The 12,873-nt window shown below is 71.3% G+C and carries 8 protein-coding genes and 1 pseudogene; 7 read left to right on the top strand and 2 right to left on the bottom strand.

Translation table 11 applies throughout. The features are described from left to right. The first annotated feature begins 87 nt into the window (after positions 1-87). The 3 genes from AOK17_RS08820 (at position 88) to AOK17_RS08830 (ending at position 5,747) form a co-directional block, all read left to right on the top strand. Positions 88-2,943 (top strand): SNF2-related protein, encoded by a 2,856-nt coding sequence (locus AOK17_RS08820; RefSeq protein ID WP_055611785.1) that lies wholly within the window; start codon positions 88-90, stop codon positions 2,941-2,943. Next, complete coding sequence (locus AOK17_RS08825) at positions 2,940-4,211, top strand: SWIM zinc finger family protein (protein WP_055611786.1); 1,272 nt, start codon at positions 2,940-2,942, stop codon at positions 4,209-4,211. Before AOK17_RS08820 ends, AOK17_RS08825 begins: the two co-directional genes overlap by 4 nt. Before the next feature lie 195 nt (positions 4,212-4,406). Then, complete coding sequence (locus tag AOK17_RS08830; RefSeq protein WP_055611787.1) at positions 4,407-5,747, top strand: esterase-like activity of phytase family protein; 1,341 nt, start codon at positions 4,407-4,409, stop codon at positions 5,745-5,747. A gap of 67 nt (positions 5,748-5,814) precedes the next feature. Here AOK17_RS08830 and AOK17_RS49880 read toward each other — a convergent pair whose 3' ends face one another. Continuing rightward, positions 5,815-6,429 carry a hypothetical protein gene (locus AOK17_RS49880; protein ID WP_063997189.1) on the bottom strand — a complete coding sequence of 205 codons (615 nt, stop codon included), beginning with the start codon at positions 6,427-6,429 and terminating at the stop codon, positions 5,815-5,817. 431 nt (positions 6,430-6,860) lie between these two features. Continuing rightward, positions 6,861-8,027, bottom strand: a complete 1,167-nt coding sequence (gene xylA, locus AOK17_RS08840) for a xylose isomerase (RefSeq protein WP_055611788.1) — start codon at positions 8,025-8,027, stop codon at positions 6,861-6,863. A 189-nt stretch (positions 8,028-8,216) separates the two neighbouring features. Between xylA and xylB the strand changes: the two genes are divergently transcribed. The 4 genes and pseudogenes from xylB to AOK17_RS52060 all read left to right on the top strand — a co-directional run. Next, the gene (xylB, locus tag AOK17_RS08845) at positions 8,217-9,662 is read left to right on the top strand and encodes a xylulokinase (RefSeq protein WP_055611789.1); all 1,446 of its coding nucleotides are present in this window, start codon (positions 8,217-8,219) and stop codon (positions 9,660-9,662) included. Between the two features lie 133 nt (positions 9,663-9,795). Next, entirely contained in the window at positions 9,796-11,007 is a 1,212-nt protein-coding gene (locus tag AOK17_RS08850) for an ROK family transcriptional regulator (protein ID WP_055611790.1), read from the top strand. Between the two features lie 435 nt (positions 11,008-11,442). After that, positions 11,443-12,456 carry an acetamidase/formamidase family protein gene (locus AOK17_RS08855; protein WP_055611794.1) on the top strand — a complete coding sequence of 338 codons (1,014 nt, stop codon included), beginning with the start codon at positions 11,443-11,445 and terminating at the stop codon, positions 12,454-12,456. Between the two features lie 112 nt (positions 12,457-12,568). Beyond that, positions 12,569-12,873, top strand: a pseudogene (locus AOK17_RS52060) (N-acetylmuramoyl-L-alanine amidase); the annotation flags it as partial.

The raw sequence follows: 12,873 nt of genomic DNA on the forward strand, positions 1-12,873 counted from the left end.
CGGATCGATGGCCACTGAGAGTGACTCGTGCTGTATCCTCGGCGACCCTGACCCCAGGTAGTCAAATTTGAGGAACGCGTCATCGCTGTGCAGAGGATTCCTGCGGCAACTCCCTCCGAGATCTCCGAACTGGCCCGCTGCTGTGCCGTTTTCATGCCTGCCGATCCGGCCCGTACCGGCACCGTCGCCTTCTGGACGCCCGAGGGCGAAGACCCTCCCGCGGTCGGCTCCGGTGCTGTCGAGGAGCTGGCGGTCGCCCTGCCCGGCGAGGACGGTGTCGAGCTGGTGACCGTGCCGGCGGTCGTGCTGCCGGTGCGAGTGGCTCTGCCGGTGCTCACACGCGCGCGTGCCGTGGGGCACGCCCACAGGGCGAGCGCCTTCTGGGGTGCCGCGGCCGTGCTCGCGCTCCAACTCGCCGCGCGGGGGCTGCTGCTGCCCGGTCTGAGCGCGGGTGACCACGACGCGTGGCGTACCGGGCCACTGGGGGCGGCTGATCTGGGGCGGATCCGCGAACTGGCCGCCGCCATGCCGCCGCACGCACACGCGGTGCCGGTCGACGAGGCGGAACCACTGCGGCTCCCCGATCCCGAACGGCTGCTGCGTGCCTTCCTCGACGCGGTCGCCGACACACTGCCCCGCTCCCCCGCCGCGACGCTCGCGGCGGGCGGCCCCGCCTTCGCCGCTCCCGAGCCGCAGCACGTGCCCGAGCAGCGTGCGTGGGCCGCCGACGTGGCCGCGGGGCACGACGCCGGCGTACGGATCTCGCTGCGCGTCGAGGTGCCGGGTCTCGCGTCGGCCGTGTCGGACGAGACCCGGCTGCCGTTCCGTGCGGTGCCGCAGTTGCACAGCGTGAGTGATCCGGCCCTGCTGGCGGACGCGTCCGAGGTCTGGGGCGGCACGAGCCCGGCCTTCGGTCCGCGCGCGCGGATGGACGCCCTGCTCGCGTTGCGTCGTGCCGCACGGGCCTGGGCCCCGCTCACTCCGCTGCTGTCGGCGAGTGTGCCGGACTCGATCGAACTCGCCGACGAGGAGGTCACGGAGCTCCTCGGCGAGGGTGCCCGATCGCTCTCGGCCGCCGGTGTCGAAGTGCACTGGCCCAAGGAGCTGGCGCACAAACTGACGGCCCGCGCGGTCATCGGTCCACCGGACGACGAGCGGGGCCCCGACAAGCTGTCGTCGGACACGCCGTCGTTCCTGTCGGCCGACGCGCTGCTGGCCTTCGACTGGCGGTTCGCCCTGGGCGACCAGCAACTGACGCGTCAGGAGCTGGACCGACTCGCCGAGGCGAACCGCCCCGTGGTGCGGCTGCGTGACCAGTGGGTGCTCGTCGATCCCCAGGAGGTCCGTCGCGCCCGCGCCCAGCAGGATCACAAGCTGACGCCCATCGACGCGCTGAGCGCCGTTCTGACGGGCTCCACGGAGGTCGACGGCCGGAGGGTCGACGTACGGCCCACCGGGTGGCTGGCGACGCTCCGGGACCGCCTGGCGGACCCGGAGGGGCAGGAGCCCGTCGGGCAGCCCGCCGCGCTGGACGCGACCCTGCGCGACTACCAACTGCGCGGGCTCAATTGGCTGGCCCGTATGACCTCGTTGGGTCTTGGCGGCTGCCTCGCGGACGACATGGGCCTGGGCAAGACGATCACGCTGATCGCGCTCCATCTGCACCGGCAGACCGACGAGTCCGCCGCGGGACCGACGCTGGTCGTCTGTCCGACGTCCCTGATGGGCAACTGGCAGCGCGAGATCGAGCGGTTCGCTCCGGGCACCCCTGTCCGCCGCTTCCACGGCGCGCGGCGGAGCCTCGAAGGGGTGGCCGACGGCGAGTTCGTACTCACCACGTACGGCACGATGCGGCTCGACGCGCCACGGCTGGCCGAGGCGTCCTGGGGCATGGTCGTCGCCGACGAGGCACAGCATGTGAAGAACCCGTACTCGGACACCGCCAAGCAGCTACGGACGATCGGTGCCCACGCGCGCGTGGCGCTCACCGGCACTCCGGTGGAAAACAATCTCTCGGAGCTGTGGGCGATTCTCGACTGGACGACACCGGGTCTGCTGGGCCGGCTCGGCACCTTCCGCAACCGGTACGCCAAGGCGGTCGAGGGCGGGCAGGATCCGGGGGCGGCGGACCGGCTCGCCCAGCTCGTGCGGCCGTTCCTGCTGCGCCGCCGCAAGTCCGATCCGGGCATCGCACCCGAGCTGCCGCCGAAGACCGAGACCGACCGTGCCGTGTCGCTCACCAAGGAGCAGGCGGGTCTGTACGAGGCGGTGGTCCGCGAGACCCTCGCCGAGATCTCGGGCGCCGGCAACATGGCGCGGCGCGGACTGATCGTGAAGCTGCTGACCGGGCTGAAGCAGATCTGCAACCACCCGGCGCAGTTCCTCAAGGAGGACAGGCCGAAGATCCCCGGGCGCTCCGGAAAGCTGGAGCTGCTGGACGAGTTGCTCGACACGATCCTCTCCGAGGGAGCATGCGTTCTGGTCTTCACGCAGTACGTACGGATGGCGCGCCTCATCGAGCGGCACCTGAGCGCACGCGGCGTCGCCTCGCAGTTCCTGCACGGCGGGACGCCGGTGCCCGAGCGCGAGGCCATGGTGGAGCGCTTCCAGGACGGCGAAGTGCCCGTCTTCCTGCTGTCGTTGAAGGCGGCGGGCACGGGCCTGAACCTGACACGGGCGGAACATGTCGTGCACTACGACCGCTGGTGGAACCCGGCTGTGGAGGCCCAGGCCACCGACCGGGCGTACCGCATCGGACAGACGCGGCCGGTGCAGGTGCACCGGCTCATCGCCGAGGGGACGATCGAGGACCGCATCGCCGACATGCTGGTGCGCAAGCGGGAGTTGGCGGACTCGGTGCTCGGGTCCGGCGAGTCGGCCCTCACCGAGCTGACCGACAGCGAACTGGCCGACCTGGTGGAACTGCGAGGAGGCACCCGATGAGTGACCCGTACGACAACACCCCGGAGCGCACCTTCGCCGCCCTGCCTCCCGCGCACGGGAGGGGCTTCGCGCTGACCTGGTGGGGGCAGGCCTGGCTGAAGGCCCTGGAGGACGCGGCGCTGGACACCCAGCAGGTGAAAACGGGCCGCAGGCTGACCCGGGCCGGAGCCGTGGGAGCGGTGTCGGTCCGTCCTGGACGCATCACAGCCGTGGTGCAGGACAGCGACCACACCTCCCACCGCGCCGACGTCCTGTTGCAGGAGCTGTCCGAGGAGCAGTGGGACCGCTTCCTGGACATGGCCGTCGAGCGGGCCGGGCACATCGCGGCGCTGCTGGACCGCGAGATGCCGACGCATCTCGTCGAGGACGCGGAGGCCGCCGGTGTCGAACTCCTTCCGGGGCTGGGCGACCTGGAGGCACAGTGCGACTGCGGCGCGTGGGACCACTGCGGTCACACGGCGGCGCTGTGCTACCAGGTGGCGCGGCTGCTGGATCAGGACCCGTTCGTGCTGCTTCTCCTGCGCGGTCGCGGCGAGCGCGAACTGCTGGACGAGCTGCAGGTGCGCAGCGTCCCCCGGACCGCGACCGAGGCTCCAGGGCAGGAGCAGGCGTACGAGGGCGTGGACGCCGCCGAGGCGTACGCGGACGGCGAGATCCTTCCTCCGCTGCCCGACGCGCCTCCCGTGCCCGCAGAGCCTGGGTTGCCGCCCTCTCTGGACACGGAGACCGATCCGGCGTCCGGGGTCGATCCCGCCGCGCTGGAGTTCCTGGCGACGCAGGCCGCCCGCGAGGCTCACCGGCTGCTCACCGAGGCGCTCAGGACGGGCCACGAGCAGGCCTCCATAGCGGCCGAGTTGACGCTCGCGCAGGACGCCGTGCGGCTGGCCTCGGGTGTTCCCGACACTTCGGTGGCCGGCCGGCTCGCGGAGGGGTCGGGCCGCGACCGCGAGGGGCTGGCCCTGGCCGTCCGCGCCTGGGAACACGGGGGCACGGCCGCGCTCGACGTGCTGGAGGCCGACCGCCCGGCGCAGGCGGAGACCCTCGCACGCGCGCGTGCCGCCCTGGAATCGGCGTGGGAGGAGGACCGGCGGCCTGCCCTGCGCGCGTCCCGTAATCGCTGGACCGTGGCCGACGGCCGGACACAGTTGCGTCTGGGGACGGACGGCCGTTGGTGGCCCTACCGCAAGGAACGGGGGCGCTGGGCTCCCGCGGGTCCCGCCTCCCAGGATCCGGCGACCGCTCTCGCTCTGGCGGAGGGGCAGGAGTGACGCCTGCCTGAAGGGCACCCAGGGGCACCTGGAGCGAGCGGAGCCCACAGGGCGCTTGGAGCGAGCAGAGCACCGGAACCGGCACCGTCCACCGGATGAGTGGTGGACGCCCGGTGTTCATTCTCCGGCCGTGCGGCGTTCGGGGAGGGGGCGAACTCTGGCCGCTGTCACCGAATTCGTGCCTCAGGAGGCCCCATGTCCCCGTACGCCGCAGGCCGGCGCAGCGTCCACCGCTCCGTAGCCGCGGGCGTGCCGCTCGCGCTGCTGGCCGCTCTCACGGTGGCGGGCACCGCGGTCGGCGTGCCCTCCAGGGAGGCGCGTGTCACGGGTTCCGCGACGCTCGGCGACATTCCGCTCGGCACGTTCAGCAACGCGCTGCTGCCGGGCACGGTGGGCGACGACCGGGGCGTGGATCTCGGCGGCATCGGCAGCGACATCTACCCGGCGGGCCGCAAGGGCGAGTTCTGGACGGTCACCGACCGCGGTCCCAACGGCCAGATCAAGGTGGCCGGTGAGAAGCGCCGCACCTTCCCCGTGCCCGGCTTCGATCCGGCGATCGTGAAGATCCGGGTGTCCGGTGGCACGGTGAAGGTGCTGGACGCGATCCCGATCACCACCTCCTCGGGGAAGCCGGTCACGGGCCTGTCCAACCAGAAGGGGCGCGACGAGGCGCCGTACTCCTACGACGCGAGCACACCGCTCTCGTACAACCCGAACGGGCTGGACACCGAGGGAATCGTGCGGGCCGAGGACGGCAGCTTCTGGCTCGTGGACGAGTACGGGCCCTCGCTGATCCACGTCTCCGCGCGCGGAAAGATACTCACCCGGTACGTGCCCAAGGGGCTGGGCCTGACCGGTGCGGACTACCGGGTGGTGGAGGCGCTGCCCGCCGTCCTGCTGCACCGGAAGATCAACCGCGGATTCGAAGGGCTCGCCCAACTGCCGGGCGGGGACCTGGTGATGGCCGTGCAGAGCCCGCTGTCCCTGCCGGACACGGACGCGGGCGAGGAGTCGCTGACGACACGTCTGCTGCGCTTCTCGACGAAGAAGCGGGCGGTCACCGCCGAGTACGCGTACCGGTTCGACCCGGTGAGCGTGGTCGACCCGAGCGAGGACGACACCTCCGAGCTGAAGATCTCCTCCGTGGTGGCCGTCGGCCGCGACCGGCTGCTCGTCGAGGAACGCACCGACAAGGCCGCCCGGTTGCAGGTCGTGAAGCTGACCCGCGGTGCGGACATTCTCGGGGAGAAGTGGGACGACGACACGACGTCCCCCTCCCTGGAGCAGCTCGACGACCCCGCCGCCTCCGGCGTTCCGGTGCTGCGCAAGCGTCTTGTCGTCGACCTCGGCACGGTGAAGGGGGTGCCCGGGAAGATCGAGGGCGTCGCGCGCGTGGATCACGACACGCTCGCGCTCATCAACGACAACGACTTCGGGATGACGGACGGGCCGGAGGCTTTCGACGCCCAGGGACGGCTGGTGGACAGCGGCATCGAGACCACCGTGACGTACGTACGACTGCCGCGCGGTATCTGAATTCCCGCCCCCGCTCGGCGTTTTCACACCTCCACGCGTGCGTGGCTCACGTCCACGCGTGCGTGGCTCACGTCAGCGGTTTGGTGAGCTTGCGCTTTCCGGCACCGACGTCCGCGGCCAGGCTGCAGGCAACCTTGTCGATGCCGAGCTTGAACCCCGTGGGGTCGGGATACTGCACCAGGGTGCCCCGCACGGTGCCGGCGGGCTGCTTGGCCGCCTTGGTGTCCAGGGGTTTCGCGCAGAGTGCCGATGCCGCCTTCTTGAGGGCGGCATCGGTCGTGAACGAGCCTTCCAGTTCGGCCACCTTCACGACCTCGGCGTCGTGCGCCGCGCGGCACGAACGTTTCGCGGCCTGGCCGGGCTTGGTGTCGTCGATGTTGAAGCAGTCACCGGTCTGCAGCATGTAGTACGGCACGTCGTCGCCCGCGAGGGACGGGAGCAGCGAGTCCAGGTCGGTCGGGACGCCGCTGGGCAGACCGGACGGCACATCGGTGGGCAGGGAGGGCAGTTCGCTGGGCAGCTCCGAAGGGATGCTCAGCGAAGGCGTCGGCAGTCCCCCTGTGGTGGAGTCGCTCTCCGACGGCGACTTCTTGTCGGACGAACCGTCACCGCTGGTGGCCACCAGGGCGACCGCGGAACCGGCGCCGAGGGTCACGATCACGGCCAGCACGAGGAACAGCACCCGGCGGCGCCGTCCAGGACCGCCCGGCCGCCCGGGAGGCGGCGACGGTGGTGGTGGAGGTGGCTGCCAGCCTCCTCCACCGCCCTGCCACGGCGGACCGTTGCCTCCAGGAGGGGGGCCGTAGCCCGCTGGAGGAGGTCCGAAGCCTTCGGGCAGCGGGCCGAATCCACCGCCGCCAGGAGGAGGCGTGTTGTCCGGCGGCCGAGGAGGCTGAGGCGGTAAGGGCGGCGTGGCCATACCGTCAAGAGTCGCCTCGAACCGGTCACGATGCGACCCCTGCGCGGAACTTGATACGGACTCATGGCGTGGATCGCATGATTCCGGAGGATTCAGCGCAGGAGTTCCGGGCCGTGCGCCGACTGGTTACGACCGGTCGCAATCGGTCATAACCAGTCAGAATGGAACGAAAGTCGAACAGAGGTCGTACGGAATCAGCCCCGGACGCCCAGCAGGTGGTCCATGGCCAGCTGGTCCAGGTGCTCGAACGCCATCCCGCGCGCGGCGGCCGTCTCGGCGTCGAAGTCCTCGAAGGCCGCGCGGTCCGCGAGCAGCGCCTGGAGACCGTCCGAGGCCGTGGGCTGCGCCAGTTCGTCCAGACGCGAGGCACGCAGGGCCTCCTGGACCTCGGGGTCGGCCCGGAAGGCGGCCGTCCGATCGCGCAGGATCAGGTAGTTGCGCATGCAGCCGGCGGCCGACGCCCACACGCCGTCGTAGTCCTCGGTCCTCGGCGGCTTGAAGTCGAAGTGCCGCGGACCCGCGTAACCGGCCGTCTCCAGGAGGTCGACGAGCCAGAACGCGGACCGCAGATCGCCCGCTCCGAAGCGCAGGTCCTGGTCGTACTTGATACCGGACTGGCCGTTGAGGTCGATGTGGAAGAGCTTGCCCGCCCACAGGGCCTGGGCGATGCCGTGCGGGAAGTTCAGCCCGGCCATCTGCTCGTGGCCCACCTCCGGGTTGACGCCGTACATCTCGGGCCGCTCCAGGCGCTCGATGAACGCCAGGGCGTGACCGACCGTCGGCAGGAGGATGTCGCCGCGGGGCTCGTTCGGCTTCGGCTCGATCGCGAAGCGCAGGTCGTAGCCCTGGGAGGTCACGTACTCGCCGAGGAGGTCGAAGGCCTCCTTCATGCGGTCGAGCGCGACCCGTACGTCCTTGGCGGCGCCGGACTCGGCGCCCTCACGGCCGCCCCAGGCGACGTAGATCTGCGCGCCCAGCTCCACGGCCAGGTCGATGTTGCGGATCGTCTTGCGCAGGGCGTACCGGCGTACGTCCCGGTCGTTGGCGGTGAAGGCACCGTCCTTGAAGACGGGGTGCGTGAAGAGGTTCGTGGTGGCCATCGGCACGGTCATACCGGTCGTGTCGAGAGCCTGCCGGAAGCGCTTGATGTGCGACTCGCGCTCGGTGTCCGAGGACCCGAAGGGGATCAGGTCGTCGTCGTGGAAGGTCACTCCGTAGGCGCCGAGCTCCGCCAGGCGCTGCACCGACTCGACCGGGTCCAGGGCGGCCCGGGTGGCGTCACCGAACGGGTCCCTTCCCTGCCAGCCGACGGTCCACAAGCCGAAGGTGAACCTGTCCTCGGGGGTGGGCTGGTAGTTCATGCCGCGGCTCCTTGCTTGCTCCGACTATTTCGTCATGGCACTTAACAAATTAGTATGCGGAGGCATCTCTGGGAAGAGACAAGATGTCCTCGAACGGGGACGAGGAGTGGAATGCGCGCCGCGTGGGCCCGGATCCACCCCGAAAACACCAGGTCAGATCCCGCGGAGCCGCGGAAGAGGGAGAGCCCGATGTCAGCAGCCGAGGGTCCGCTCGTCGTCGGCGTGGACACGTCCACGCAGTCCACCAAGGCCCTGGTCGTGGACGCGGCCACCGGCGAGGTCGTGGCGAGCGGCCAGGCGCCGCACACCGTCTCCTCCGGGGCGGGTCGCGAGAGCGATCCGCGGCAGTGGTGGGACGCGCTGTGCGAGGCGCTGCACCAGTGCGGGGACGCGGCACGCGAGGCCGCGGCGGTGTCCGTGGGCGGCCAGCAGCACGGGCTCGTCACGCTCGACGCCCAGGGCGACCCGGTGCGTCCGGCCCTGCTGTGGAACGACGTGCGCTCGGCACCGCAGGCCCGACGGCTCGTGGAGGAGCTGGGCGGCCCGAAGGCCTGGGCCGAGCGCACCGGCAGTGTGCCGGGCCCGTCCTTCACGGTCACCAAGTGGGCGTGGCTCGCCGAGCACGAGCCCGACTCCGTGCGCGCGACCGCCGCTGTGCGACTCCCCCACGACTACCTCACCGAGCGCCTGACGGGGCTGGGTACGACCGACCGCGGCGATGCCTCCGGTACGGGCTGGTGGGCGTCCGGTACGGAGGCGTACGACGAGGAGGTCCTCCGCCATGTCGGGCTCGACCCCGCCCTGCTGCCCCGGGTGGTCCGGCCCGGCGAGGTCGCCGGAACCGTGCGCGGCAGCGGTGACCTGCCCTTCTCCAAGGGCACGCTGGTCGCGCCAGGCACCGGTGACAACGCCGCCGCGGCACTCGGACTGGGGCTGCTCCCGGGGACTGCGGTGCTCAGTCTCGGCACGTCCGGCACCGTGTACGCGGTCTCCACGCGCCGCCCCGCCGACCCGACCGGAACGGTGGCTGGTTTCGCCGACGCGCGGGGCGACTGGCTGCCGCTGGCCTGCACCCTCAACTGCACGCTCGCCGTGGACCGCGTCGCCGCTCTGCTGGGCATCGACCGCGAGGCCGTCGAGCCGGGCACGAGCGTGACGTTGCTCCCCTACCTGGACGGGGAGCGCACTCCCGACCTGCCGCACGCCTCGGGCCTGCTGCACGGGCTGCGGCACGACACGACACGTGGGCAACTGCTCCAGGCCGCGTACGACGGGGCAGTCCACTCGCTGCTCGGCGCGCTCGACCTGGTGCTCGACGAGGACGCGGACCGTTCGGCTCCGCTGCTGCTCATCGGTGGAGGTGCGCGGGGCACGGCCTGGCAGGAGACCGTACGACGACTGTCCGGTCGGCCCGTTCAGGTGCCCGAGGCCAAGGAGCTGGTGGCGCTCGGTGCCGCCGCACAGGCCGCAGGCGTGCTGACCGGCGAGGATCCGGCGGCGGTGGCCCGGCGCTGGGACACGGCCCGTGGGCCGGTGCTGGACGCCGTGGAGCGCGACGAGGCGGCGCTGGCGCGGATCGCCGGGGTACTCTCCGACGCGGCCCCGCTACTGGAGCGGGAGGCTGAGCAGCGCTGATGCCCGAGCCCTAGGAGGCGGGGGCCGATCAGCACCGGCGGCCCCCTTCCGGAGGCGTCGTACACACGGACAGATCGGCGCGCACGGACAGAACGACCCTGAGGCGCCCGGCCGGACGAGGACTGACGGAGGCATGACCGCACCGCTGCACGAGGCCCATCCCAGCAGTCCCGGCCGTCGCCTGCCCGATACGCAACAGGGCATGCGGCGCCGCAACCTCTCACGGGTGCTGCACACCGTGAACGCCGAGGGGCCGCTGTCCCGCGCCGCCGTCGCCTCACGCATCGGGCTCACCCGCGCGGCTGTCTCCACGCTCGTGGACGAGCTGATCCGCTCGGGGCTCCTTGAGGAGCTGGGTCCCGAGCGGCCTGGGCGGGTGGGGCGGCCCGGCTCGGCGCTCGCCCTCAGCGGGCGCGGTCCGGCGGGCATCGGTGCGGAGGTGGGCGTCGATCATCTCGCCGTCTGCGCGGTCGATCTGCGCGGCGAGGTACGGGCCCGGGCGGTGCGGCACGGCACGAACCGCGGCAGGTCGCCCGAACCGGTGCTCCGGGAACTGACCCGGCTCATACGGCAGGTCGTCGCCGAGGCTGCCAAGGAAGGCCTGCGGCCCGCGGGACTCGCCGTCGCCGTGCCCGGCCTGGTGGCGCGCGACGCCCGGACCGTGGTGCGCGCCCCCAACCTCGACTGGCACGACACGGACCTCGGCGCTCTGCTGCCGGACGAGGTCCCGCTGACCGTCGACAACGAGGCGAACTTCGGCGGACTGGCCGAACTCTGGCTCAACGAGAGCGCTCCGCGCGACTTCGTGCACGTCTCCGCCGAGATCGGCATCGGCGGGGCAGTGGTCGTGGACGGGCGGCTGCTGCGTGGAACACATGGCTTCGCGGGCGAGTTGGGGCATGTCCCGGTGCGTCCCGAGGGCCCCGCGTGTGCGTGCGGCGGGCGCGGCTGCCTTGAGCAGTACGCCGGCGAGGAGGCCGTCCTGCGCGCGGCCGGCCTGGAACCGGGCGAGGACCGCGTCGGCCTGCTGGCCGAGCGTGCGGCGCAGGGCGACAAGAACGTGCGCCGGGCCCTGCGTGATGCCGGGACCGCGCTGGGCATCGCGCTGACCGGCGCCGTCAACCTGCTCGACCCCGAAGCCGTCGTACTGGGCGGTGCGCTGTCCGGGCTCGCGCCCTGGCTGCTGCCGTCACTGGAGCAGGAGTTGGCCCGCAGAACCGCCGGTCCCGCCTGCGCGGTGTCCGTCTCACGGCTCGGCCCCGAGGGCCCCCTGCTGGGCGCCGCGCACTCGGTCGTGCGGGCCGTGATGGACGATCCGGCGGCGGTGGGGGGCGGCGGGGCGTAGGGCGCGGCCGAACACGTCCCGGACCTCCCGGGCCTCTGGATCTTCCGGGCCTCCTGGGCCTCCTGGGCCTCCTGGGCCTCCTGGACGATCCGGGCTCGACTCGGGAGGTTCTCGGCCTGGTCTTCAGCCCTGCCACTGCGCTCTCTGCGCTGCTTCCCGGCGCCTCAATCCCCCTTGCGGGTGGCGGAGTTATCCACAGTCACAGCGTTGTCCACGGACCTGAGAGCGTTCTTCCTCCCCAACCGGCGAGAGCCGTACCGTGATTCACGCGAGACGCCACCGTCGGACGAACCGGACGGAGGCGTGTCCAGGCTGGCGGCGCCGGGGTCGTACGTGGATTCGGTGGTCGCTGCCTGGATGATGGCCGCAGTGGTGGTGCTCGTGGTGCCGCTGCGACGTCGTCCGTCACTCTTCGGCAGAACGGAGCTGTGCACCATGAGCGACCCTCGAATCCTGACCGTACGTCCCGAACCCGGCGAGTACGCCTGGACGTTCGGCGGTGCGCCTCCCGTGGCCCGTATCGCGCCGGGCACGGTCCTCGACCTCTTTACGGAGGACTGCTTCGCCGGGCGGGTACGGTCGGAGAAGGACCTGGTGTCCGAGGTGTGCGAGTTCCCGTTCCTCAATCCGCAGACAGGGCCGTTCCATGTGGAGGGCGCGGAGCCGGGTGACACGGTCGCCGTGCACTTCGTGTCGATCGAGCCGGCGCGGGACTGGGCCGCGTCGACGACGGTTCCGCTGTTCGGGGCGCTCACGTCCACGCACACCACGGCCACGCTGCAGCCTCCCCTGCCGGAGACCGTGTGGATCTGGCAGCTCGACCGTGCGCGCCGCACCGCGCTGTTCAGCGCCCGCGACAGCGACATCCGGATCGAGCTGCCCATGGACCCGATGCACGGCACCGTCGGTGTGGCGCCCGCCAACCTGGAGGTGCGCTCGGCTCTTGTCCCGGACGCGCACGGCGGGAACATGGACACACCCGAGATGCGGGCCGGTGTCACCTGCTATCTCGGAGTGAATGTCGAAGGGGCTCTGCTGAGCCTCGGTGACGGCCACGCGCGGCAGGGTGAGGGCGAGACCTGTGGAGTCGCCGTCGAGTGTGCGATGAACACAGTGGTGATCGTCGAGTTGCTCAAGGGGGTCGCCACCCCGTGGCCCCGCATCGAGTCCGACACCCACATCATCTCGACCGGTTCGGCGCGCCCCTTGGAGGACGCGTTCCGCATATCGCAGCTCGACCTGGTGCAGTGGCTGGTGCGGGACTACGGGTTCAGCGAGTTGGACGCCTACCAGTTCGCGACCCAGACCGTCGAGTCGCCGCTGGCCAACGTCTGCGACACCAACTACACGTGCGTCGCCAAGCTCCGCAAGGAATGGCTGCCCGAGCGGGAGACCCACCGGGGACTGCACGCACGCCTGCGCGAAACCGCCGCCGCACTGGGACGTTGAGTCGTAGCCACTCCCGACACTCCCAACTCCCGCCCGGGTCACTCCCATCTCCCACCCCACTTCAGTTGTCGCCTTCAGTTGTCACCTTCAGTCGTCACCGAGAGGCACCCTCATGAACCGAGCCAAGTTCCTGCCCACAGCCCTTCCCAGCCGACGGCGCCTGCTGCAGAGTGCGGCCCTCGCCACGCTCTCCACGGCGTTACTCCCCACCACCCGGGCGGGCGCGAAGCCTCAGGGGATCGACTACCCGCCGTCCGAGTGGTCGCCGGCGAGCACGTCCAACTACACGGTCGCCAACCGCCCGACGAGCCATCCGGTCGACTTCGTGATCATCCACGTGACGCAGGCGACCTACTCGGACACTCTGGCCATCTTCCAGAACCCTAAGAAGAAGGTGTCCGCGCACTACGTAGTGCG

The organism is Streptomyces phaeochromogenes, from assembly GCF_001418655.1.
In the GTDB taxonomy this organism is placed as follows: domain Bacteria; phylum Actinomycetota; class Actinomycetes; order Streptomycetales; family Streptomycetaceae; genus Streptomyces; species Streptomyces phaeochromogenes.